Raw genomic sequence first — 23855 nt, 5'->3', positions numbered from 1 at the left:
TGCGCGGAGCCCGGCCCGTGACCTCCTGGACCGTCGGCAGAACCACCGACTCGTCCAGGGTGCCGTCGACGAAGAAACTGAAGAACGCGTCGACCTAGGGCTTCGGCATGCCGGCCTCCAACTCGATGCGCGTCTCCTCGTGCGTGAGCCCGACGGCGCACAGGTCCCGGCCCAGCATCTCGCCGAGGGCGCGGACGCGGTCGGCGGGCAACAGGGCTTCGGGGCCGGTCGGTTCGAGGGCACGGCCCGCGTACGCGTCCGACAACAGGGCGGTCAGGGCGACCTGCGCGATGTCATACGGATCGATGTCGGCGGTATACACGTCCGGGAACTGCACCCGCACCGTGTCCCCCTTGCGGATCTGGTCCACCAGCCGCAGCGCGTTCGACATGAAGCTGGTCGGCCGCAGGAACGTCCACGGCAGCCCCGACTCGCGTACCGAGACCTCCGCTTCGATCAGATAGTCGGCGACCGCGTTGCCGGTGTCGCCCGTGCCCGCCGACTTCCCGGACTGCGTCACGACCCGCCGCACGCCCGCCGCCCGCGCGTCCGCCAGGATCTCCCGCTGCCCGCCGTAACCGGGCATCAGGAACAAGGCTTGTACGTCGTCCAGCGCGTCCCGCACCGTCTCGGGGCGGTTCAGATCGCCCGCCACGGCGTCCGCCCCCGGTGCCCCCGCGTCCGCCCGGCCGGAACGGCTCAGCGCCCGCACCGGTTCGCCCAACCGGACCAATGCGCGGACGAGTTCGGCGCCCACGTTCCCCGTGGCACCCGTCACCAGAACCACTCGGTCCCCCTCTGCCGTCCCGGGCCGCAGTCGGCCCGAGCATGGTGGTGTCCATCCTGCGGTGCCGGTGCCGGTGCCGGTGCGGGGGACACCAGGCCACTGCGGGCCTTTGTCCTGGGAGTGGAGAAAGTGTGCGGCAATCTGTGCCCAACTTCTTCCCACCTTCGGCCGCCACTGCTACGTTCCCCTCGAAAGCCAGCCAACCGGTGGCCGATTGAGGCGGGGAGGGGCTCGTGAGACGCATGACGGCACGACCCGCGAACGCCCATCAGGCCCGATTGCTGAAGCTGTTGCGGGACGGCGGTCCCAACTCCCGTGCTCAGCTGGGCGATCAGATCGATCTCTCACGGTCCAAGCTGGCCGTGGAGGTGGACCGGCTGCTGGAGACAGGCCTGGTGGTGGCCGACGGACTCGCCGCCTCGCGTGGCGGCCGCCGTTCCCACAACATCCGGCTGGCCCCGGCCTTGCGTTTCCTCGGCGTCGACATCGGCGCGACCTCGGTCGACGTTGCCGTCACCAACGCCGAGCTGGAGATCCTCGGACACCTCAACCAGCCCCTGGACGTACGTGAGGGACCGGTCGCGGTGTTCGAACAAGTCCTGTCCATGGCCGCGAAGTTGAGGACCTCGGGTCTGGCGGAGGGCTACGACGGCGCCGGCATCGGCGTCCCGGGACCGGTCCGCTTCCCCGAGGGCGTACCGGTCGCCCCGCCGATCATGCCGGGCTGGGACGGCTTCCCGGTGCGGGAGGCGCTCAGCCAGGAACTCGGCTGCCCGGTCATGGTCGACAACGACGTGAACCTGATGGCGATGGGGGAGATGCACGCGGGCGTCGCACGCTCCGTGGGCGACTTCCTCTGCGTCAAGATCGGCACCGGCATCGGTTGCGGCATCGTCGCCGGCGGTGAGGTCCACCGCGGTGTGACGGGCAGCGCCGGCGACATCGGGCACATCCAGGCCGTGCCCGACGGCCGCCCGTGCGCCTGCGGCAACCGAGGTTGCCTGGAGGCCCACTTCAGTGGGGCGGCCCTGGCCCGGGACGCCACGGAGGCGGCCCAGCAGGGCCTGTCGGTGGAACTCGCGACCCGTTTGGAGACGAACGGCGGACTCAGTGCCGTCGACGTCGCCGCCGCGGCCGCCGCGGGCGACGCCACCGCGCTCGACCTGATCCGCGAAGGCGGGAACCGCACCGGCCAGGTCATCGCCGGACTCGTCAGCTTCTTCAATCCGGGCCTGGTGGTGATCGGCGGCGGGGTGACCGGCCTCGGCCACACCCTGCTCGCCGCGATCCGCACCCAGGTCTACCGCCAGTCGCTGCCACTTGCGACCGGCAATCTGCCCATCGTCCTCGGGGAGTTGGGTCCTACCGCCGGAGTGATCGGCGCGGCCCGCCTCATCAGCGACCACCTGTTCTCACCCGCGTAAGCAGCGTTATTCGTAGGACCGACCGCATACGCGTATTGCATACAGCTCACTAAATACAGCTCACGTCATACAGCTCACGTCATACGGCTCACTTCATACAGCTCACCAGCACCGCTCCCTGCTCTGCCCTGCCCTGAACCGGCCCGCACGTCCGCCAAGGGGAACCTGATGGCATCAGAACCACCGCTGCTCAGCATGTCCGGCATCACCAAGTCGTTCCCCGGAGTCCGGGCCCTCGACGGCGTCGACCTCGACGTCCAGGCCGGCGAGGTGCACTGCCTGCTCGGCCAGAACGGGGCCGGCAAGTCCACGCTCATCAAGGTCCTCGCCGGTGCCCACCAGCCCGACACCGGCACCATCCGCTGGCGCGGCGAGGACGTCACGCTCCGTTCGCCGATCGCCGCGATGCGCCTCGGCATCGCCACCATCTACCAGGAACTCGATCTGGTGGAACACCTGTCCGTGGCGGAGAACGTCCACCTCGGCCATGAACCCACAGCGGCCGGGTTCGTCGTACGAGGCAAAGTTGCACGAGCATCAACGGCCGCTCTGATGAGGCGACTTGGGCACCCGGAGATCGATCCCGCCCGCCTGGTGGGGGAGTTGTCGGCCGCTCAGCAGCAGATCGTGTCCATGGCGCGTGCGCTCTCGCACGACGTCCGGCTCATCGTGATGGACGAACCCTCCGCCGCCCTCGACCCGGACGAGGTCGACAACCTCTTCCGGATCGTCGGCGACCTCACTGCCGATGGAGTGGCCGTCGTCTACATCTCCCACCGCCTGGAGGAGATCCGCCGGATCGGCGACCGGGTGACCGTTCTGAAAGACGGGCGGGCCGTGGCGGTCGGGCTGCCCGCGAAGACGACGCCGACCCGCGAGGTCGTCGCTCTGATGACGGGACGCAACGTCGAGTACGTCTTCCCGGAGCGCCCCGCGGCGGCACCGGACGGCACGCCGGTTCTGGAGGTCCGGGGGCTGGCCCGGGAGGGTGAGTTCGAGCCGCTGGACCTGCACATCCGGCCGGGCGAGATCGTCGGACTCGCGGGACTCGTCGGCTCGGGCCGCTCCGAGATCCTGGAGACGATCTACGGCGCCCGCAAACCCACCACCGGTCAAGTCCTCGTCGACGGGCGGGCGTTGCGGCCCGGCAGCGTGCGCGCCGCCGTCCGCGCCGGACTCGGACTCGCCCCCGAGGAACGCAAGGCCCAGGCCCTGCTGATGCTGGAGTCGGTCACCCGCAACGTCTCCGTCTCCTCCATGTCCCGCTTCTCCCGCGGCGGTTGGATCGACCGGGGCGCCGAACAGGGCGCGGCACGGGCGGCGACCCGCGAACTGTCGCTGCGGCCCGACAACCCGTCCGTCCCTGTGCGCACCCTGTCCGGCGGCAACCAGCAGAAGGCCGTCCTGGCGCGCTGGCTGCTGCGCGGCTGCCGGGTGCTGCTGCTCGACGAACCGACCCGTGGGGTGGACGTCGGCGCCCGCGCCGAACTGTATGCAGTCGTCCGCCGACTGGCCAATGAAGGCCTCGCCGTGCTGCTCGTCTCCAGCGAGGTCCCCGAGGTGCTCGGCCTCGCCGACCGCGTCCTGGTGCTCCGGGAGGGCCGCGTCGTCCACACGGCGGCCGCTCGCGACCTGGACGAACACCGCGTACTCGACCTCGTCATGGAAGGAAGCCCCGCGTCATGACGCAGCCCGTCTCCCCGCCCAGGGACAGTGCCGACAAGGTGCCCCCGGCCGCCCAAACCCCCGCGTGGCGCGCCCTCGTGTTCCGCGCCGACGTGCGCACCCTCTCCCTCCTCGGCGTGCTCGCCGTACTGGTCCTCATCGGCGGCATCACCAAGCCGGACGAGTTCCTCGACACTCGCAATCTCCAACTCGTCCTCACCCAGGCCTCGGTGATCGGCGTCGTCACCGTCGGGATGACCTTCGTCATCACCTCCGGCGGCATCGACCTGTCCGTCGGCGCGATCGTCGCGCTGGCCTCAGTGTGGGCGACCACCGTCGCCACGCAGGAGTACGGCTTCGGCGGCATCCTCCTCACCTCCGTCCTCGTCGGCCTCGGATGCGGCCTGGTCAACGGACTGCTCATCGCGTACGGCGGGATGGTCCCCTTCATCGCCACGCTCGCCATGCTTGCCTCCGCGCGCGGCCTGGCCCTGCAGATCACCGACGGCCGCACGCAGATCGTCACCGTCGACGGCATCCTCGACCTCGGCGAACGCGACTCCTACGTGCTCGGCGTTCCGCCGCTGGTGATGGTGTTCGCGGTCGTGACCATCATCGGCTGGCTGGTGCTGAACCGGACCACCTTCGGACGCCGTACGGTCGCCGTCGGCGGCAACGCGGAGGCGGCCCGGCTCGCCGGCATCGACGTACGCCGCCAGCGGCTGTACCTCTACCTGCTGTCCGGACTGTGCTGCGGCATCGCCGCCTTCCTGCTGATCATCCTGTCCGGCTCCGGCCAGAACACCAACGGCAACCTCTACGAGCTCGACGCCATCGCCGCCGCGATCATCGGCGGCACGCTGCTCAGCGGGGGCCGCGGCACCATCACCGGCTCCGTGCTCGGCGTCCTGATCTTCACCACGATCACCAACATCTTCGCCCTGAACAACCTGCAGAGCGACGTCCAGCAGATCGCCAAGGGCGCGATCATCGTCGCTGCCGTGCTGGTCCAGCGCCGTACCGCGAGCACGACCTGAGGAAAGGGTTCACCGCCATGCCAGAGCCGACGTCTTTCACTAGCCGCTTCACCAGTCGCAGAGGACTGCTCTTCGGGACCGCCGCCGTCTCGGCCGGTGCCCTCCTCACAGGTTGCACCAGCAATGATCCGGACAATGACGAGCCCGCCGCGAACGACCAGCCGGCCGCCGAGGACAAGCCCGGCAAGCAGGTCACCATCGGCTTCGCCGGCCCGCAGGCTGACCACGGCTGGCTCAACGCCATCAACGACAACGCCAAGAACCGCGCGAAGAAGTACTCCGACGTCACCCTGGAGATCACCGAGGGCTCCAACGACACCGCCCAGCAGATCGGCCAGATCGAGACCCTGATCAACAAGAAGGTCGACGTCCTGGTCGTGCTGCCCGCCGACGGCAAGGCGCTCACCCAGGTCGGCCTGAAGGCGATGCGCGCGGGCATCCCCGTCGTCAACCTCGACCGGATCTTCAACACCCCGCAGGCGTACCGCTGTTGGATCGGCGGCGACAACTACGGCATGGGCCTCAACGCCGGCCACTACATCGGCGAGAAGCTCAAGGGCAAGGCGAACGCCCGGGTCATCGAGCTGGCCGGCCTCGACAACCTGGAGCTGACCAAGCAGCGCACCCAGGGCTTCGACGACGCGCTGAAGAACTACCCCAACATCCGCAAGGTGGCCCGCCAGGCCGCCGACTTCACGGTCGAGTCGGGGCAGGCCAAGATGGCCCAACTCCTGCAGGCTCAGTCGGAGTTCGACGCTCTGTGGAACCACGACGACGACCAGGGCGTGGGCGCGCTGCGCGCCATCGAGCAGGCCGGCCGCGACGACTTCCTGATGGTCGGCGGCGCGGGCGCGCTCTCCGCCTTCCAGGCCATCAAGCAGGACAACGGCGTCCTGAAGGCTACGGTCCTCTACCCGCCGACCATGGCCGCCTCCGCGATCGACCTCGCCCGCGCTCTCGGTCAGGCGAAGGGCATCAGCGGCCTCGCCGAGTACGAGATCCCGGCGTCGCTCACGCTCTACTCGGCGGTCGTCGACAAGACCAACGTCGACCAGTACATGTCCACCGGCTTCAAGTGAGGCCTCCCTCCAAGGAGCCCGCCCCGTCCAGGGGCCGGGCCGCACCCCCCACCGCGCCACGACCACGAGGAGGACACTCCGCATGGCACAGCCGCAGCAGTCAGAAGGGCCCGGAGCCGAGAAGCCGCCGTTGCGCGTCGGCATGGTCGGCTACGCCTTCATGGGCGCCGCCCACTCCCAGGGCTGGCGCACCGCGGGCCGCGTCTTCGACCTGCCGCTCAGCCCGGTCCTGGCCGCCGTCTGCGGGCGAGACGCGGCCGCTGTGCGCGCGGCGGCCGACCGGCACGGCTGGGCGACGACCGAGACCGACTGGCGCGCCCTGATCGCGCGGGACGACATCGACCTCGTCGACATCTGCACCCCCGGCGACAGCCACGCCGAGATCGCCCTCGCCGCGCTCGCCGCCGGAAAGCACGTCCTGTGCGAGAAACCCCTCGCGAACACCGTGGAGGAGGCCGAAGCGATGGTGACGGCCGCCCAATCGGCGTACGAGCGTGGCCGGTTGGCGATGGTCGGCTTCAACTACCGCCGGGTGCCCGCCACCGCGCTGGCCCGGAGGATGATCGACGAGGGTCGGCTCGGAGCGCTGCGGCACGTGCGGGTGACGTACCTTCAGGACTGGCTGGTCGACCCGGAGTTTCCGCTGACGTGGCGACTGCGCAGGGAACAGGCGGGCTCCGGCTCGCTCGGCGACCTGGGCGCGCACATCGTCGACCTCGCCCAGTACCTGACCGGCGAACGGCTGGCCGGCGTCTCCGCCCTGACCGAGACCTTCGTACGGCAGCGACCGCTGCCCGGCGGACCCACCAGCGGCCTGTCCGCCGTGTCGGCAGTCGGCAGTGGACAGGTCACTGTCGACGACGCGGCCCTGTTCACCGGCCGTTTCACCTCCGGCGCCCTCGCCTCCTTCGAGGCCACCCGCTACGCCACCGGCCGCAAGAACGCGCTGCGCATCGAACTCAACGGCGAGCGCGGCTCGCTGGCCTTCGACCTGGAGCGCCTCAACGAGCTCGCGTACCACGACGGTACGGAACCCGGGGCGCACGCCGGCTTCCGCCGCATCCTCGTCACCGAACCCGACCACCCCTATCTGGACGGCTGGTGGCCGCCGGGCCACGGCCTCGGCTACGAGCACACCTTCGTCCACCAGGCCCGCGACCTCGTCCACGCGATTGCCGAGGGCCGGCAACCCGAACCCTCCTTCGCCGACGGGCTGCAGGTGCAGCGCGTGCTGGCGGCGGTGGAGGAGAGCGCCGAGAAGAACTCCGTCTACACGCCCATCGCGGTCTGAGGAGGCGCAGAGAAATGCCGCGCAGGTTCACGCTGTTCACCGGCCAGTGGGCGGACCTCCCGCTCGAAGAGGTCTGCCGTCTCGCCCGCGACTTCGGCTACGACGGACTCGAACTCGCCTGCTGGGGCGACCACTTCGAGGTCGACAAGGCTCTTGCGGACCCGTCGTACCTCGACTCCCGCAGGGCCCTGCTCGACAAGTACGGCCTGAAGTGCTGGGCCATCTCCAACCACCTGGTGGGCCAGGCGGTCTGCGACGCCATCATCGACGAACGCCACCAGGCGATCCTGCCGGCCCGTATCTGGGGCGACGGCGACGCGGAGGGAGTGCGGCAGCGGGCCGCCGCCGAGATCGCCGACACCGCGCGCGCCGCGGCCGCCTTCGGCGTCGACACGGTCATCGGTTTCACCGGCTCGGCCATCTGGCACCTGGTCGCCATGTTCCCGCCCGCCACCGAGTCGATGATCGAGCGCGGTTACGAGGACTTCGCCGAGCGCTGGAACCCGATCCTGGACGTCTTCGACGCCGAGGGCGTGCGGTTCGCGCACGAGGTCCACCCGAGCGAGATCGCATACGACTACTGGACGACCGTACGCACACTGGATGCGGTCGACCGTCGACCGGCTTTCGGACTCAACTTCGATCCGAGCCACTTCGTGTGGCAGGACCTCGACCCCGTCGGCTTCCTGTGGGACTTCCGCGACCGGATCTACCACGTCGACTGCAAGGAGGCCCGCAAGCGGCTCGACGGCCGCAACGGGCGCCTCGGCTCCCATCTGCCGTGGGGCGACCCGCGCCGCGGCTGGGACTTCGTGTCGGCCGGCCATGGCGATGTCCCCTGGGAGGACGTCTTCCGGATGCTGCGCTCCATCGACTACCAGGGCCCGGTCTCCGTCGAGTGGGAGGACGCCGGAATGGACCGGCTCCAGGGCGCCCCCGAGGCCCTCACCCGTCTCAAGGCATACGACTTCGAGCCGCCCTCGGCCTCCTTCGACGCGGCGTTCGGCAACTGATCTTTCTTCGCTCTCCGGGATGACGGCGCATCCCGGCGTACGCACTCGCCCGTACAACCGGCCCCATTCTGGAGGCACCCGTGCACGGGAACGACCGCACCACCAGCACCGACAGAAGCGAGACCCACAGACGACGCCTGTCCTTCCGCAAAGCAGTGGCGCTGTTCAGCGGCGCACTGCTGGCAGGCGCGACCCTCACCTTCACCGCACCCCAGGCCGGCGCAGCCGTCGCCGACGAGGGGGCTGCCGCGGCCGAGGACTTCCAGCAGGTCACTCTCGCCAAGGGCGAGGCGGAGGTCGGCGAGCCCATGTCGCTCGCCGTCCTCCCGGACCGCTCGGTCCTGCACACATCGCGCGACGGCGAACTCCGCCTCACCGACGCCGCGGGCAACACCAAACTCGCCGGCAAGCTCGACGTCTACTCCCACGACGAGGAAGGCCTCCAAGGCATCGGCGTCGACCCCGACTTCACCACCAACCGCTTCATCTACCTCTACTACGCACCCCCGTTGAACACCCCGGCGGGCGACGCGCCCGAGAAGGGCACAGCGGCCGACTTCGCGCCGTTCGACGGCGTCAACCGGCTGTCCCGGTTCGTTCTGAACACCGACGGCACGCTCGACACGGCCAGCGAGAAGAAGATCCTCGACGTCCCCGCTTCCCGCGGCATCTGCTGCCACGTCGGCGGCGACATCGACTTCGACGCGGCGGGCAACCTCTACCTGTCGACGGGCGACGACACCAACCCCTTCCAGTCGGACGGCTTCACGCCGATCGACGAGCGCGCGAACCGCAACCCGGCCTTCGACGCCCAGCGTTCGGCCGGCAACACCAACGACCTGCGCGGCAAGATCCTGCGCATCAGGGTGAACGCCGACGGCTCGTACTCCGTCCCTGACGGCAACCTCTTCACGCCCGGCACGGACAAGACGCGGCCCGAGATCTACGCGATGGGCTTCCGCAACCCGTTCCGCTTCAGCGTCGACAAGAAGACCGGCATCCTCTACGTCGGCGACTACGGCCCCGACGCCGGCGCCGCCGACCCGGCCCGCGGACCGGCCGGTCAGGTCGAGTTCGCGCGGGTGACCGGTCCGGGCAACTTCGGGTGGCCGTACTGCACGGGCGACAATGTCCCGTACATTGAATACGATTTCGCGACGGGTGCATCCGGCGCGGCCTTCGACTGCAGCGCGCCGAAGAACACCTCGCCGAACAACACCGGCCTCACCGACCTGCCCCCGGCCCAGCCCGCCTGGATCCCGTACGACGGAGACTCCCTGCCCGAGTTCGGCAGCGGCTCCGAGTCGCCGATGGGTGGCCCGGTCTACCACTACGACGCCTCGCTCGACTCGCCGGTGAAGTTCCCCGAGGCGTACGACGGGGACTTCTTCGCAGGGGAGTTCGGCCGCCGCTGGATCAAGCGGATCGTCAGCGATGACAACGGCACGGTGCAGTCGATCAACGACATACCGTGGACCGGCACCCAGGTGATGGACATGGCTTTCGGCCCGGACGGCGCGCTGTACGTCCTCGACTACGGCACCGCCTGGTTCGGCGGCGACGAGCACTCGGCCCTGTACCGCATCGAGAACGCGACCGACGGCCACTCCCCGGTCGCGCAGGCCGCCGCGGACCGGACGTCGGGGCAGGCGCCGCTCAGGCTGCGGTTCTCCTCCGAGGGGACGACGGACCAGGACGGCGACGCCCTCACGTACAGCTGGGACTTCGGCGACGGCGGCAAGTCGACGCAGCCGAACCCGACGTACAAGTACAAGAAGAACGGCACGTACACCGCGACGCTGACCGTGAAGGACCCGAGCGGCCGCACCGGCAGCGCGAGTGTGCAGGTCGTGGTGGGCAACACCGCGCCCAAGGTGACGCTCGAACTCCCCAAGGACGGGCAGCTGTTCAGCTTCGGTGACGCGATCCCGTTCAAGGTGCGGGTCACCGACGTCGAGGACGGCAGGAACATCGACTGCGCGAAGGTCAAGGTCACCTTCATCCTCGGCCACGACAGCCACGGCCACCCGGTGACCTCGGCGAACGGCTGCACCGGCACCGTCCAGACCAGCGCCGACGGCGGCCACGACGACGACGCCAACATCTTCGGTGTCCTGGACGCCGAGTACACCGACGGCGGAGGCGGCGGCCAGGCCCCGCTCACCACCCACGACCAGAACGTCACCCAGCCCAAGCACCGCCAGGCCGAGCACTTCGGCAACGGCTCCGGCGTCTCGGTCATCACGAAGGACACCGCGCACGGCGGCGAGACCGTCGGCGACATCAACAACGGTGACTGGGTCTCCTTCACGCCGTACGTCCTGAGCAACGCCAAGTCGATCACCGCGCGCATCTCGTCCGGCGGCGCGGGCGGCACCCTCGAGGTCCGTGCGGGATCCTCGACGGGCACACCGCTTGGCAAGGCGACCGTACCGGTGACCGGCGGCTGGGACACCTTCCAGGACGTCAGCGCCGACCTCGCGCGCGCCCCGCGCGGCACGACCACGCTCTATCTGGTCTTCAAGGGCAGCGGTTCGGGAGCCCTGTACGACGTCGACGACTTCACCTTCAAGACGAGCTGAGAGGAGGTGACGGCGATGCGCTCAACCCGACGACTGGGAACCGCCGTTGTGGGCACCGCCCTGCTGCTGGGCTGCGTCTCGGAACCGGCTGCCTCGCACCCGGCGGACGACAAACGGGTGCTGGTCTTCTCCAAGACGGCCGGCTTCCGGCACGACTCCATCCCCGAGGGCGTCGCGACGGTGAAGCAGCTCGGCGAGACGGGCGGCTTCACGGTCGACGCGACGGAGGACGCGAGCGCGTTCACCGCACGCAACTTGCGGCGCTATGACGCGGTCGTGTTCCTGTCGACGACCGGCGATGTCCTGGATCCCGCCCACCAGCGGGCCTTCGAGGACTACATCCACCGCGGCGGAGGCTACGTCGGCATCCACGCGGCCGCCGACACCGAGTACGACTGGGCGTTCTACGGCGGCCTGGCCGGCGCCTACTTCCAGTCGCACCCGGCGATCCAGCCCGCGACGGTGCACGTCGAGGACCGTGCCCACCCGGCGACCTCGGGACTTTCGAGGACCTGGGAGCGTACCGACGAGTGGTACAACTACCGCTCGAACCCCCGGGAGAGGGCCCACGTCCTCGCCTCGCTCGATGAGTCGTCGTACACCGGCGGCACCATGCACGGCGACCACCCGATCGCCTGGTGCCAGAACTACCAGGGCGGCCGCGCCTTCTACACGGGCGGCGGTCACACGAAGGAGTCCTTCGCGGAGCCTGCATTCCGTCGACATCTGGCAGGCGGAATCCTGTACGCAGTAGGCGATGTCCAGGCGGACTGTCGACCGGAGACCGGATACCGTCCACTGTTCGACGGTAGCTCGCTGGAGGGCTGGCAGCAGGCCGGCCCGGGCTCCTTCACCCTGGACGACGACGGCACGATCACGTCGTCGGGCGGGATGGGGATGCTCTGGTACGCCGACCGGGGCTTCGGGGCGTACTCCCTGAAGCTCGACTGGAAGATGGCCAGTGAGTCGGGCGACGACAACTCCGGTGTGTTCGTGGGCTTCCCGCCCTCGGACGACCCGTGGTCGGCCGTGAACAACGGCTATGAGATCCAGATCGACGCCACCGACGTACCCGAGAAGACCACCGGGTCCGTCTACGGCTTCCGGTCCGCCGACCTGAAGAAGCGCGACCGCGCGCTGAATCCGCCGGGGGAGTGGAACACGTACGAGATCCGCGTGAAGGGCGAACGCCTGCGCGTGTGGCTCAACGGCGTGAAGATCAACGATTTCACCAACACCGATCCGGCCCGGAGCCTGCGCGACGGGCACGTCGGCATCCAGAACCACGGAGCCGACGACCAGGTGTCCTTCCGTGACATCCGGATCAAGGAACTGCCCGTGCAGGGCGACTGAGCGGCGGCGGGCGGGGGACGCCGGACTCCCGCCCGCCGTCTTCGCCCGCCAGGCGTGCTCCGCCCTGCGGGCTCGCATACGAGGCGTGTGCGCATACGAGGTGTTCTTCGCATACCAGGCGTTCGACGAGGAGGCTGCCCATGTCCGCGTCCGTTTCCCCACCGCGCGTCGGCGTCTGGCTGATCGGGGCACGGGGCTCCGTCGCCACCACGGTCGTCGCGGGATGCGCCGCCGTGACAGCGGGCCTGCACCCGCCGACGGGACTGATCACCGAGACCCCCGACTTCGCCGACAGCGGCCTGCCCGACCTGTCGTCCCTCGTCTTCGGCGGCCATGACACGGTGGACTGCCCCCTGCCCAAGCGCGCGGAGACGCTGGCGGCCGGAGGCGTCCTGCCGCACGGCCTCCCGACAGCGATCGGCGCGGAACTGACCGCCGCCGACCGGGAGATCAGACCCGGCGGCCCACTCCCCGGTGACACGCGGGACGCGGAGGAGCTCATCGCCGCCTTCGCCGACGACCTACGGGACTTCGTACGGCGGCAGGGCCTCGCGTGCGCGGTCGTGGTGAACGTCGCCTCCACGGAACCGGCGCCCAACGGCACCGAACTCCCCGCCAGCTCTCTGTACGCGGCGGCAGCTCTGCGCGCCGGCTGCCCGTACGTGAACTTCACCCCGTCGACCGGTCTGCACCACCCCGCGCTGGCCCGGGCGGCCCAGTCGTCGGGGCTGCCGTACGCGGGCCGCGACGGCAAGACCGGTCAGACGCTGCTGCGTTCGGCGCTGGGCCCGATGTTCGCACAGCGGGCGCTCGCGGTCCGGGCCTGGTCCGGCACCAACCTGCTCGGCGGCGGCGACGGGGCCGCCCTGGCGGACCCGGCCGCAGCGGCGGCGAAGAACGCGGGCAAGGAGCGGGTCCTCGCCGACACGCTCGGCACGACCCCCGAGGGCGAGGTCCACATCGACGACGTCCCCGCGCTCGGCGACTGGAAGACCGCCTGGGACCACATCGCCTTCGACGGATTCCTCGGTGCCCGCATGATCCTGCAGACCATCTGGCAGGGCTGCGACTCGGCCCTGGCCGCACCCCTGGTCCTCGACCTGGCCCGCCTGGTCTCCCGCGCCCACGACAGGGGCCTGTCCGGACCACTGTCCGAGCTGGGGTTCTACTTCAAGGATCCGGTGGGGGAAGGGCCGTCGGCACTGGGAGAGCAGTACGCGGCACTGGTGGAGTTCGCGCAGCGGTTGCGGGGCGGCGCGGCGGGGCGGCGGGCGGACGAGCACTCGGGGGAGGGCCGGTGAGCGGCCGACGTGATGCCGCGAGCCTGAACGGCGTGCACCCGATCGGCCTGGCAGGCGTGCGTCCGAATGGTGCGGGCGCGAGCCGTGTGGGCGCGAGTGGTGCGGGCCTGGTCGGGATGGGGGCGGTCGGCGTGGGACCGAGCCGCCCCGTCGGCGCGCGGGCCTGGACCGAACTGCTCCGCCTCCCGGCCCTGTTCACCGTCCCGGGAGACGCCCTCGCCGGTGCCGCGGCAGCAGCCGCGCACCCCAACCCCCGCACTCTGCTCGCCATCTGCTCCTCCCTGTGCTTGTACGAGGCCGGCATGGCCCTCAACGACTGGGCCGACCGGGGGGAGGACGCGGCGGAACGCCCGCACCGCCCCCTCCCCTCCGGCCGCATTCGCCCCACGGCGGCCCTCGCGGCAGCCTGTGCGTTCACCGGCGCGGGCCTGTCCCTGGCCGCCTGCGCCGGCCGCCCCGCCCTCGCCGTCGCGACCCCTCTCGCAGCGACGGTCTGGGCCTACGACCTCGCCCTGAAGCGCACCCCGGCAGGCCCCCTCGCGATGGCGGCGGCGCGCGGTCTGGACCTGCTCCTCGGCGCGGCAGCCACGACGGGCGGCGCGACAGGCACGGGTGACACGGGGGTCACCGCGGGCCCTGCGCGCCTCGCCGACGGCGTCCGCAGAGCCCTTCCGTCCGCCGCTCTCCTCAGCGCACACACCCTCGCGGTCACGACCGTGTCCCGCAGGGAGACCCAGGGCGGTTCACCCCTCGCCCCTCTGGCAGCACTCGCCACGACCGGCGTACTGACCAGGCTCCTGACGCGCCCGCCCACCAGCCGGGACACCACCGCGCCCCGGCCCGGGCATCCCGACCGGCCGAACCGGCGTGTCCGGCTCGATCTGCCGGACCGGAACCCAGCCCGCCCTCGCTCATGGCTCTGGCCGGTCGCCGCCCCGCGTACGGCTCTCGCCGCGGCCTATGCCGCCACCGCCGCCCGCCCCTACTTCCACGCCGCTCTCAACCCCTCACCCCCGCTCACCCAACGAGCCGTCAGCGGCGGCATCCGCGCCATGATCCCGCTCCAGGCCGCACTCTCCGCCCGCTCCGGCGCGACCGCCACGGCGCTGCTCACCGCGGCGCTGGCCCCGATCGCAAGGAGGTTCGCGAGGAAGGTGAGCATCACATGACCCCCGAAGCCCTCCCTCCCTCCACCACCTCCCTTCACTTCGGCTACGGCACCAACGGCCTCGCCGACCTCCGCCTCGACGACGCCCTCGCCCTCCTCGCCGACCTCGGTTACGACGGTGTCGGGCTGACCCTCGACCACATGCACCTCGACCCGCTCGCCCCGGACCTCGCCGCCCGTACCCGCCGTCTCGCACACCGGCTGGACGCGCTCGGTCTGACGGTCACCGTGGAGACGGGCGCCCGCTATGTGCTCGACCCGCGCCGCAAACACGGCCCCTCGCTGCTGGACCCCGATCCGGACGACCGCGCCCGACGCGTCGACCTGCTGATCCGTGGCGTACGGGTCGCCGCAGACCTCGGCGCCCACGCGGTCCACTGCTTCAGCGGCGTCACGCCGGCAGGTACGGACACGGACACGGCATGGAAACGTCTGGCCGAGGCCCTCACCCCCGTCCTGGACGCCGCCACCACCGCCGGCATCCCCCTGGCCGTCGAACCGGAACCGGGCCATCTCCTCGCCACCCTCGAGGACTTCCACCACCTCCGCCGCGTTCTCGGCGCCCCGCACCACCTCTGCCTGACCCTCGACATAGGCCACTGCCAGTGCCTCGAACCGCTCCCACCCGCCGACTGCGTACGGGCCGCCGCCCCTTGGCTGCGCCACGTCCAGATCGAGGACATGCGCCGCGGCATCCACGAACACCTCCCTCTGGGAGACGGGGAGATCGACTTCCCACCCGTACTCGCCGCCTTGTCCGCCGCCGGCTACCAGGGCCTGACCGTCGTCGAACTGCCCCGCCACTCCCACGCGGGCCCCCACTTCGCCGAGCTCTCCCTTCCGTTCCTCCGCCGAGCGGCAGCCACCGCGGCGGTTTCCAGGGCCTCGACGCCGCCCACCGAGCCCAGGCCATCCGTCCCACCGAGCACCCCGCTCCTCGCACCCCCAGGCGAGCCCTCCGCCACCCCTGAAGGGAGCACCTCATGACCCACCCCCGTGCCGCCTCGCACCCACCCGCGGCCGACACCCAGGGCGCCACCCTCGCCCGCACCCCGCTGGACGACCTGCGCAGCCACGCCAACGCCCACCTTGGCTCAGCCGCCCGCGCCTGGCTCGACCAGGCCCTCGACGAGGCCGCCGCCCATCCCGGCACGCACGGCCCCATCTCCGTGTGGGAGCTGCGCCTCGCCGAGGCCGGACGCCGCTGCGGCCCCGAACACGCCGACGCAGTCCGTGTCCTCATCCTGCACGCAGCACGCGCCGACCCGGACGCCCTCGCCCGCGTCTACGCCCAGGGCACCGCCGCCGAACGCCGCGCCGTCCTGCACGCCCTGCCCCACCTGGTGCCGGGCCCCGAGGCCGTCCCGCTCGTCGAGGACGCCCTGCGCACCAACGACACCCGACTCCTGGCCGCCGCCCTCGGCCCGTACGCCGCCCGGCACCTCGCCGCCCACCACTGGCGGCACGCCGTCCTGAAATGCCTCTTCACCGGCGTGCCCGTGACCGAGGTGGCCGACCTGGAGCGGCGCGCCCACGCCGACGGCGAACTCGCCCGCATGCTCGGCGACTACGCCGCCGAACGCACCGCCGCGGGCCGTCCCGTCCCCGAAGACCTCCACCGCGTCCTGGCCCTGACCGACCCCACGCCCACACCGCCCGCCGAGCACGGCATCCGCGGCCTCGACGGCAAGGAGTCCTGATGCGCATCTTCGACCCCCACATCCACATGACGTCACGGACCACCGACGACTACGAGGCCATGCACGCCGCCGGCGTCCGCGCCGTCGTCGAGCCGTCCTTCTGGCTCGGCCAGCCCCGCACGTCACCCGCATCCTTCCTCGACTACTTCGACTCCCTGCTCGGCTGGGAACCCTTCCGCGCCGCGCAGTACGGCATCGCCCACCACTGCACGATCGCCCTCAACCCCAAGGAGGCGGGCGACCCGCGCTGCGTCCCCGTCCTCGACGAACTGCCCCGGTATCTCGTCAAGGACCAGGTCGTGGCCGTCGGCGAGATCGGCTACGACTCGATGACCCCCGCGGAGGACACCGCCCTCGCCGCGCAGCTCCAGCTCGCCGCCGACCACGAGCTGCCCGCGCTCGTCCACACCCCGCACCGCGACAAGCTCGCCGGCCTGCGCCGAACCCTCGACGTGGTCCGGGAGTCCGCCCTCGCTCCGGAACGGGTCCTGGTCGACCACCTCAACGAGACCACCGTCAAGGAGGCCAAGGACAGCGGCTGCTGGCTGGGCTTCTCCGTCTATCCGGACACCAAGATGGACGAGGAGCGGATGGTCGCGATCCTGCGCGCCTACGGACCCGAGCAGGTGCTGGTGAACTCCGCTGCCGACTGGGGCCGCAGCGACCCCCTCAAGACCCGCAAGGTCGGCGACCTGATGCTCGCCGAGGGCTTCACCGAGGACGACGTGGACCGGGTGCTGTGGCGCAACCCCGTCGCCTTCTACGGCCTCAGCGGCCGCCTGGCCCTCGACGTCGCGGCCACGCAGGCCACCCACGAGGGCAACTCCATCCTGCGCGGCGCCCCGAGAGACCCGGACGAGACGGCCGGCCCCCTGTCCCCGGGGGCGTGACCGATGCGCTTCCGCCACCCCGACGGCACCACCGTCCACCTCGCCTACTGCACCAACGTCCACCCCGCCGAAACCCTCGAAGGCGTCCTCGCCCAGCTCCGCGACCACTGCGAACCCGTCCGCCGCCGACTCGGCCGCGACCGACTCGGCATCGGCCTGTGGCTCGCCAGGGACGCGGCGCACGCCCTCGTCACGGACCCGTCCGCCCTGCGCGGCCTGCGCACCGAACTCGACCGGCGCGGCCTGGAGGTCGTCACGATCAACGGCTTCCCGTATCAGGGCTTCGGCGCGGAAGAGGTCAAGTACCGCGTCTACAAGCCGGACTGGGCCGACCCCGAACGCCTCGACCACACCACCGCCCTGGCCCGCGTCCTGGCCGGGCTCCTGCCCGACGACGTCACCGAGGGCAGCATCTCCACCCTGCCGCTCACCTGGCGCACCGTCCTGTCCGCACCGCCCGGCTCCGCACGGGCGGACGGGACGCCGGCGGCGGAGCGCGCGGAGACGGCCCGCGCCCGCCTGGCAGGCCTTGCCGAGCGTCTGGACGCGCTGGCGGAACTGACCGGCCGCTCCATCCGCGTCGGCCTGGAACCCGAACCCGGCTGCGTCGTCGAGACCACTGGCGATGCCATCGCCCCGCTGACCGCGATCGGCCACGACCGGATCGGCGTCTGTGTCGACACCTGCCATCTCGCCACTTCCTTCGAAGACCCGCACACCGCCCTGGACACCCTCGCCGGGGCCGGCATCCCCGTCGTCAAGTCCCAGCTCTCGGCCGCCCTGCACGCCGAACACCCCCATCTCCCCGAGGTCCGCGCCGCCCTCGCCGCCTTCGACGAACCCCGTTTCCTGCACCAGACCCGCACCGCGACGTCCGCCGGCCTGCGCGGCACCGACGACCTCGGCGAGGCCCTCGCGGGCGACACCCTTCCCGACGCGGCCCCGTGGCGCGCCCACTTCCACGTCCCGCTGCACGCGGCCCCCGACGCACCCCTCACCTCCACGCTCCCCGTCCTCAAGGCCGCCCTGACCCGGCTCGTCGGCGGCCAGCACCCGATCACCCACCACCTCGAGGTCGAGACCTACACCTGGCAGGCACTCCCGCCCGAGCTCAGGCCCCGCGGCCGGGCCCAGCTCGCCGACGGCATCGCCGCCGAACTGGCCCTAGCCCGTGACCTGTTGACGGACCTCGGTCTGAAGGAGCTGCCATGAGCACCCGCGCAACATCCATGAGCACTCACCGGACCGCCCCGGGCCCGACCCCGCTCCTCGTCCTCGACGTCGTCGGCCTCACCCCCCGTCTCCTCCATCACATGCCGCACCTCAAGGCCCTGGCCCAGTCCGGTTCCCGTGCGCCGCTCGGCACCGTACTGCCCGCCGTCACCTGCGCCGCCCAGTCCACCTTCCTGACCGGCACCCACCCGTCGGAGCACGGCATCGTCGGCAACGGCTGGTACTTCCGCGAACTCGGTGACGTACTCCTGTGGCGCCAGCACAACGGCCTGGTCGCCGGAGACAAACTCTGGGACGCCGCCCGCCGCGCGCACCCCGGCTACACGGTCGCCAACATCTGCTGGTGGTACGCCATGGGCGCCGACACCGACATCACCGTCACCCCCCGTCCGATCTACTACGCCGACGGCCGCAAGGAACCCGACTGCTACACCCGTCCCGCCGCCCTGCACGACGAACTGACGGAGAAACTCGGCACCTTCCCCCTCTTCCACTTCTGGGGACCCGGCGCGGACCTGGTCTCCAGTCGCTGGATCATCGACGCCACCCGGCACATCATGCGCACCCGGCACCCCGACCTGACGCTCTGCTACCTCCCTCACCTCGACTACGACCTGCAACGGCACGGCCCCGACGACCCGCGCTCCCTGAAAGCCGCCGCCGACCTGGACGCGGCCCTGGCGCCGCTCCTGGACGACGCGCGAGCCGAGGGCCGTACGGTCGTCGCCCTGTCCGAGTACGGCATCACCCGCGCGGAACGCCCCGTCGACATCAACCGCGCCCTGCGCCGCGCCGGACTGCTGGAGGTGCACACGCAGGACGGCATGGAGTACCTCGACCCGATGGCCTCCCGCGCCTTCGCCGTCGCCGACCACCAGATCGCCCACGTCTACGTCCGCCGGCCCGAAGACCTCGACGTGACCCGGGCCGCCCTCGACGGACTGCCCGGCATCGAGCAACTCCTCGACGACGAGGGAAAGAAGGACCACCACCTCGACCATCCGCGCTCCGGCGAACTCGTCGCCGTCGCGGAGCCGGACGCCTGGTTCACGTACTACTACTGGCTCGACGACGCCCGCGCGCCCGACTTCGCGCGGCTCGTCGACATCCACCGCAAACCCGGCTACGACCCGGTCGAACTCTTCATGGACCCGCTCGACCCCTACGTCAAGGTCAAGGCGGCCACGGCGCTGGCGCGCAAGAAGCTCGGCATGCGCTACCGCATGGCGGTCGTGCCCCTGGATCCCTCACCTATTCGCGGCAGCCACGGCCGCCTTCCCGCGAGCGACGACGACGGTCCGCTCCTCATCTGCTCCACCCCCCGCGCTGTCGGCGACCGCGTCGCGGCCACTGACGTGAAAGCACTTCTGCTCCAACTGGCCGGTCTTTCCTGACTGATCACAAGTGAAGCACTCACCACTGACAACGCCCCGCGACCTGGAGGAGTTCCAGATGAGCCGCACACCTCGCACGGCCCGAACGAGCAAGGCGCACGACCCCGAACTGGCCCACCGCCTCAGCAGACGAGGGATGCTCGGCGTCGCAGCCGGCGCCACAGCGGCCGCCCTGCTCGGCGCCGCCGCAGCCCCGGCGACGGCAGCCACCGCCACAGAAGCTTCCGCCGCCGGCCGCGGCCGTCCCGTCCTGCCTCCCGGCCGGCTCGGCATCCAGCTCTACAGTCTGCGCGACAAGGTCTCCACGCTGGGCTTCGCCCCTGTCTTCGCCGAACTCGAGAAGTACGGCTACGACGAGGTCGAGTTCGCCGGCTACACGCAAGGAGCGGCGGGCCCGATCACCCTCGCCCAGCTCAAACGGCTGGCCAGGAACCACGGTCTGAACCCGATCGGCAGCCACGTCGGCTACTACTCCAGCGACCCGAACGCCTACACCTTCGCCCAGAACCTCACCAAGGTCCTCGACGACGCCCAGGCCCTCGGCCTGAAGCACATCGGCACCGCCTCCGGCCCGTTCCGCTACGGCTCCACCGTCGACGCGTGGAAGCGCGCGGCCGAGGACTTCAACACCTACGGCGCGGCGGCCAGGGCACGCGGCATGAAGTTCTACCAGCACAACCACTCCGAGGAGTTCTCCTTCGCCACCGACAACCCCAAGGTCCGTCTCTACGACGTGCTGCTCGCCGAGACCGACCCCGACCTCGTATACCTGGAGATGGACATCTACTGGGCGTACTCCGGCCAGTTCCGCTTCTCCAAGCGGCCCGACGGCACCCCCGCACCCTTCGAACCGCTCGACTACGTCCTCAAGCAGCCCGACCGCTACCCGCTCTTCCACGTCAAGGACGGCGTGAACGACCCGTCGAACCAGTACGGCTACCGCATGGTCGATGTCGGCGACGGCGACATCGACTACCAGCGGTTCATCTCCGCCGTGACCCGGCTGCGCGGCCAGCGGTTCGCCCACCACTGGCAGGCCGAGCACGACAATCCGACCGAGTCCTTCACGTTCGCCCGCCGGTCCAGTGAGCACCTGCACTCGCTGCGCGAGAAGTGCTGACAGCCGTACACACGTGAGGAGGCCCTCCCCCAACCGGGGAGGGCCTCCTCATATACGCGCCACGTCAGCCCACGGGCCGCGGTCGAGGAGCACGCGCCGCGTCCCGCCCCGGCTGCCGCAGCAGCAGCGCGATCGCCGCCGCCACCAGGGACACGCCGCCGGCCAGCGCGTACGCACCGTCGTAGCCCCAGGCCGCGACCACCATGGGGCCGAGGCCGCCGCCGAAGCCGGACAGGAAGGCTAAGAACAGGAACAGTCCCTCGCTCCTGATGTCCCCGGCCCAGATCACGCCGAACTGGGCGAGGCCCAGGACGACGATGACGAACACCAGGGTGGACTTGCGGCCCCACCTGTAGGACAGCCAGCCCACGACACCCCGGCCGATGCCGTTGATGACCGCCATGACACCCATCGACGACGCCGCCATCAGCGGTCCGAAGCCCACCTTCTTGGCGTAGTCGACCTGGAAGGAGATCCGATCGACACACCGGCGGTCATCACGACGGAGATCCACATCAGGGGCAGCATGCCGGTCCCGATGGCCTCCTTCGGTGTGTACTGCCGTACCGCGGGAGGGTTCTTGGCGAGACCGGCGGCGTTCTTGCGGTTGCCGGAGTGCGTGAGGAACCACTTGCCGACCATGTTGATGCAGGTCGCGTAGACCAACCCGGCGCCGGCACCGCCGACGACGCCGAAGCCGAGGATCGCGAGCCGGACGTCGCTCAGGTGCGACAGGGCGAGGAACCCGACGACGCACATGAGGGAGCCGGCGTACATGGCGCCCCGCGCGGTCAGGATGCCCTTCTCGCGCAGCCAGCCCGCCGGGAAGGCGATACCGGCCTGGAAGAACACTCAGACGCTGAGGATCCAGAAGGTGTTGCTCTGCGTCCAGCCGTGGGCGTGGGACAGGGTGTCCTCCGCCGAGCCGTACGCGTATTCGAAGATGCTGATGGCCATCATGGCGATCCACGGCAGGTACACCATGAGCTTGTGGGAGTGACCGAGGATGTCCCGATCGCTCTCGCCGGCGCGGTAGACGCGGCCGTGGGAGTCGGTCACTTCACGGTAGGGACGGTTCGCGGCGTCGGGGTGTGCCGATGAACTGTTCGATGCGACGGGGCCAGCCGTCATGTCATGCCATCTCCTCGCCGAGGGGGTGCGGGTTGGGGGCGATGCGCTTGGCCTTGGGGCGTCCGGGCGGGTGCAGGAACAGGGCCATGAAGCCCGCGAAGAGGGAGATCGAGCCGGCCAGGACGAACGCGCCGGAGTAGTCCCAGGCGCTCACCACCACGGCGCCCATACCGGAGCCGAGCAGGCCGGAGACCAGCTTCGACGAGTACACCAGGCCGTAGTTGGAGGCGTTGTTGTTCTCACCGAAGTAGTCGGCGGTCATCGCGGCGAACATGGGGAAGATGGCGCCGCCGCCGAAGCCGGAGATCGATGAGAACAGCAGGAACAACGGAAGGTTCCCGATGTTCCCCGAGAGCAGGATGCCGTACTGCGACAGCCCGAGGACGACGCAGACGAAGATCAGGCACTGCTTGCGGCCGTACCGGTCGGATAGCCAGCCGATGACCCCGCGGCCCGTGCCGTTCACGATCGCCTTCAGTGACATGGCGGTGGCCACGATGCCGCCCGCGAAGCCCGCCTCGTCGCCGAAGGGCACCTGGAAGGCGATACCGAAGATGTTCACGCCCGAGGTGCACAGCAGACAGAACCACATCAGACCCACGCGGCCGGTCTTCCACGCCTCCCTGGGGGTGTACTGGTGCACGGCCGGCGGGTTCTTCTCCATCGCGCGCCGGGCACGTGCGTCGTCGGGCTTCTTCAGCGGGTCGATGTCGGCCGGCCACCAGTTCTTCGGCGGGTCACGGAAGAAGTAGCCCGCCACCGCCACGACCGCGGCCAGGAACAGACCCACACAGACCAGCACCCAGCGGAAGTTGGTGAGGTCCATGTAGCCGGTGAACAGGAACACGAACGGCACGGAGCCGTAGGCGAAACCGCCGTTCACAAAGCCCGTCTTGCCGCCCTTGCGCTCCGGATACCACTTGGCGACCATGTTCACGCAGGTCGCGTAGACCATGCCCGCGCCCATGCCGCTGAACATGCCGAAGCCGATGTAGGCGACGATCACATGCGGCGCGAACGCCAGGGAGAGATATCCCAGCAGTGTGCCGAGTGCGCCGAGCATCATCGCCCAGCGGGCGGGAAGTTTGCCGCTCTCCCGCAGCTTGCCCGCGGGGAAGGCCACCGCCGCCTGGAAGAAGACCCAGACGCCCAGCATCCAGAAGATGTGCCCGCTGTTCCAGTGGTGCGCCGTGTGCAGAGTGTCCTCGGCGGACGCGAACGCGTACTCGGCCGAGCTGATGCCCATCATGCCGACCCACGGCAGGATGACCATCCACTTGCGTTTGCGGCCCATGATGTCGATGTCGGTCTCACCGAGACGGTAGACGCGGCCGTTCGCGTCGGTCACCTCACGGTAGGGAACCGGGGTAGGCAGATCGGTCGTTGTCATGTCGTGTTGCACCCCTTGCGTCGAAAGTTCTGGCCAGCGCCCCCTGTCCAATGCCTTTCGTGTGCGCACGGGTCCCGGGGGGGGGGGGGCGCGGCCGCGCGGGGGGGGGGTTGGGAGGGGGTGAGGTAGAGAGCGAGGGCGAAAACGGCCGCCCGCCGCGCCGCGGGGGGGGGGGGGGCCGCCCGCGGGGCCGCTGGGTGGGCGGGGTGGGGGGGCGGCCGGCGGACGGGGCCGCGCTTCACTCGGCACCCCCCGCGAGTACTACGGCCAGCTGGTCGGCGAAGGCGCGCATCTGGT

18 protein-coding genes and 1 pseudogene are annotated in these 23855 nt (G+C 70.6%); 16 read left to right on the top strand and 3 right to left on the bottom strand.

The genetic code is table 11. The annotated features are described in order from the left end of the window. Positions 1 to 94 precede the first annotated feature (94 nt). Positions 95 to 787, bottom strand: coding sequence for an SDR family oxidoreductase (locus tag ABT063_RS42055; protein ID WP_351066229.1), 693 nt, complete (start codon positions 785 to 787; stop codon positions 95 to 97). 242 nt (positions 788 to 1029) lie between these two features. Between ABT063_RS42055 and ABT063_RS42050 the strand changes: the two genes are divergently transcribed. The 16 genes from ABT063_RS42050 to ABT063_RS41975 all read left to right on the top strand — a co-directional run bounded on the left by ABT063_RS42050 (position 1030) and on the right by ABT063_RS41975 (position 21037). Further along, on the top strand, positions 1030 to 2211 hold the full coding sequence (locus ABT063_RS42050; RefSeq protein WP_351066228.1) for an ROK family transcriptional regulator: 1182 nt from the start codon (positions 1030 to 1032) through the stop codon (positions 2209 to 2211). Positions 2212 to 2379: 168 nt separating this feature from the next. Further along, a complete protein-coding gene (locus tag ABT063_RS42045) occupies positions 2380 to 3897 on the top strand; it encodes a sugar ABC transporter ATP-binding protein (protein ID WP_351066227.1) in 1518 nt (505 codons plus the stop codon). Continuing rightward, complete coding sequence (locus ABT063_RS42040; protein WP_351066226.1) at positions 3894 to 4913, top strand: ABC transporter permease; 1020 nt, start codon at positions 3894 to 3896, stop codon at positions 4911 to 4913. Before ABT063_RS42045 ends, ABT063_RS42040 begins: the two co-directional genes overlap by 4 nt. Positions 4914 to 4930: 17 nt before the next feature. Beyond that, entirely contained in the window at positions 4931 to 5992 is a 1062-nt protein-coding gene (locus ABT063_RS42035) for a substrate-binding domain-containing protein (RefSeq protein WP_351066225.1), read from the top strand. 82 nt (positions 5993 to 6074) lie between these two features. After that, positions 6075 to 7283, top strand: a complete 1209-nt coding sequence (locus tag ABT063_RS42030) for a Gfo/Idh/MocA family protein (RefSeq protein WP_351066224.1) — start codon at positions 6075 to 6077, stop codon at positions 7281 to 7283. Between the two features lie 14 nt (positions 7284 to 7297). After that, the gene (locus ABT063_RS42025; protein ID WP_351066223.1) at positions 7298 to 8296 is read left to right on the top strand and encodes a sugar phosphate isomerase/epimerase family protein; all 999 of its coding nucleotides are present in this window, start codon (positions 7298 to 7300) and stop codon (positions 8294 to 8296) included. 80 nt (positions 8297 to 8376) lie between these two features. Continuing rightward, positions 8377 to 10878: a PQQ-dependent sugar dehydrogenase gene (locus ABT063_RS42020; protein ID WP_351066222.1), complete on the top strand. Its 2502-nt coding sequence runs from the start codon at positions 8377 to 8379 to the stop codon at positions 10876 to 10878. 15 nt (positions 10879 to 10893) lie between these two features. Beyond that, positions 10894 to 12231, top strand: a complete 1338-nt coding sequence (locus tag ABT063_RS42015) for a ThuA domain-containing protein (RefSeq protein WP_351066221.1) — start codon at positions 10894 to 10896, stop codon at positions 12229 to 12231. 140 nt (positions 12232 to 12371) lie between these two features. Continuing rightward, on the top strand, positions 12372 to 13532 hold the full coding sequence (locus ABT063_RS42010) for an inositol-3-phosphate synthase (RefSeq protein ID WP_351066220.1): 1161 nt from the start codon (positions 12372 to 12374) through the stop codon (positions 13530 to 13532). Positions 13533 to 13648: 116 nt separating this feature from the next. Further along, positions 13649 to 14701 (top strand): SCO3242 family prenyltransferase, encoded by a 1053-nt coding sequence (locus ABT063_RS42005; RefSeq protein ID WP_351066256.1) that lies wholly within the window; start codon positions 13649 to 13651, stop codon positions 14699 to 14701. Beyond that, complete coding sequence (locus ABT063_RS42000) at positions 14698 to 15687, top strand: sugar phosphate isomerase/epimerase family protein (protein WP_351066219.1); 990 nt, start codon at positions 14698 to 14700, stop codon at positions 15685 to 15687. The genes ABT063_RS42005 and ABT063_RS42000 overlap by 4 nt, the downstream gene beginning before the upstream one ends. Further along, positions 15684 to 16400 (top strand): EboA domain-containing protein, encoded by a 717-nt coding sequence (locus tag ABT063_RS41995; protein WP_351066218.1) that lies wholly within the window; start codon positions 15684 to 15686, stop codon positions 16398 to 16400. Before ABT063_RS42000 ends, ABT063_RS41995 begins: the two co-directional genes overlap by 4 nt. Beyond that, the gene (locus ABT063_RS41990; RefSeq protein ID WP_351066217.1) at positions 16400 to 17290 is read left to right on the top strand and encodes a TatD family hydrolase; all 891 of its coding nucleotides are present in this window, start codon (positions 16400 to 16402) and stop codon (positions 17288 to 17290) included. The genes ABT063_RS41995 and ABT063_RS41990 overlap by 1 nt, the downstream gene beginning before the upstream one ends. Positions 17291 to 17293: 3 nt before the next feature. Then, complete coding sequence (gene eboE / locus ABT063_RS41985; protein ID WP_351066216.1) at positions 17294 to 18502, top strand: metabolite traffic protein EboE; 1209 nt, start codon at positions 17294 to 17296, stop codon at positions 18500 to 18502. After that, positions 18499 to 19917 carry an alkaline phosphatase family protein gene (locus ABT063_RS41980; protein WP_351066215.1) on the top strand — a complete coding sequence of 473 codons (1419 nt, stop codon included), beginning with the start codon at positions 18499 to 18501 and terminating at the stop codon, positions 19915 to 19917. The genes eboE and ABT063_RS41980 overlap by 4 nt, the downstream gene beginning before the upstream one ends. Before the next feature lie 58 nt (positions 19918 to 19975). Next, positions 19976 to 21037, top strand: coding sequence for a sugar phosphate isomerase/epimerase family protein (locus tag ABT063_RS41975; RefSeq protein WP_351066214.1), 1062 nt, complete (start codon positions 19976 to 19978; stop codon positions 21035 to 21037). 64 nt (positions 21038 to 21101) lie between these two features. On the opposite strand, the pseudogene ABT063_RS41970 reads toward ABT063_RS41975, so the two are convergent. Both ABT063_RS41970 and ABT063_RS41965 read right to left on the bottom strand, forming a co-directional pair. Further along, positions 21102 to 22168: pseudogene (locus tag ABT063_RS41970) on the bottom strand (MFS transporter). 1 nt (position 22169) lies between these two features. After that, positions 22170 to 23558 (bottom strand): OFA family MFS transporter, encoded by a 1389-nt coding sequence (locus ABT063_RS41965; RefSeq protein ID WP_351066213.1) that lies wholly within the window; start codon positions 23556 to 23558, stop codon positions 22170 to 22172. Positions 23559 to 23855: the final 297 nt, after the last annotated feature.

The sequence above is a fragment of the Streptomyces sp. NPDC002838 genome, assembly GCF_040295365.1.
Classification (GTDB): Bacteria; Actinomycetota; Actinomycetes; order Streptomycetales; family Streptomycetaceae; genus Streptomyces.
This window is presented reverse-complemented; position numbering and strand designations above follow the sequence as displayed.

Coding starts and splice junctions, on each gene's coding strand:
- ABT063_RS41975 (WP_351066214.1), top strand. CDS start 19,976: ATGAGCCGCACACCTCGCACGGCCCGAACGAGCAAGGCGCACGACCCC.
- ABT063_RS42035 (WP_351066225.1), top strand. CDS start 4,931: ATGCCAGAGCCGACGTCTTTCACTAGCCGCTTCACCAGTCGCAGAGGA.
- ABT063_RS42010 (WP_351066220.1), top strand. CDS start 12,372: ATGTCCGCGTCCGTTTCCCCACCGCGCGTCGGCGTCTGGCTGATCGGG.
- ABT063_RS42045 (WP_351066227.1), top strand. CDS start 2,380: ATGGCATCAGAACCACCGCTGCTCAGCATGTCCGGCATCACCAAGTCG.
- ABT063_RS42005 (WP_351066256.1), top strand. CDS start 13,649: ATGGGGGCGGTCGGCGTGGGACCGAGCCGCCCCGTCGGCGCGCGGGCC.
- ABT063_RS42050 (WP_351066228.1), top strand. CDS start 1,030: ATGACGGCACGACCCGCGAACGCCCATCAGGCCCGATTGCTGAAGCTG.
- ABT063_RS41980 (WP_351066215.1), top strand. CDS start 18,499: ATGAGCACCCGCGCAACATCCATGAGCACTCACCGGACCGCCCCGGGC.
- ABT063_RS42025 (WP_351066223.1), top strand. CDS start 7,298: ATGCCGCGCAGGTTCACGCTGTTCACCGGCCAGTGGGCGGACCTCCCG.
- eboE (WP_351066216.1), top strand. CDS start 17,294: ATGCGCTTCCGCCACCCCGACGGCACCACCGTCCACCTCGCCTACTGC.
- ABT063_RS41995 (WP_351066218.1), top strand. CDS start 15,684: ATGACCCACCCCCGTGCCGCCTCGCACCCACCCGCGGCCGACACCCAG.
- ABT063_RS42000 (WP_351066219.1), top strand. CDS start 14,698: ATGACCCCCGAAGCCCTCCCTCCCTCCACCACCTCCCTTCACTTCGGC.
- ABT063_RS41990 (WP_351066217.1), top strand. CDS start 16,400: ATGCGCATCTTCGACCCCCACATCCACATGACGTCACGGACCACCGAC.
- ABT063_RS41965 (WP_351066213.1), bottom strand. CDS start 23,558: ATGACAACGACCGATCTGCCTACCCCGGTTCCCTACCGTGAGGTGACC.
- ABT063_RS42040 (WP_351066226.1), top strand. CDS start 3,894: ATGACGCAGCCCGTCTCCCCGCCCAGGGACAGTGCCGACAAGGTGCCC.
- ABT063_RS42030 (WP_351066224.1), top strand. CDS start 6,075: ATGGCACAGCCGCAGCAGTCAGAAGGGCCCGGAGCCGAGAAGCCGCCG.
- ABT063_RS42015 (WP_351066221.1), top strand. CDS start 10,894: ATGCGCTCAACCCGACGACTGGGAACCGCCGTTGTGGGCACCGCCCTG.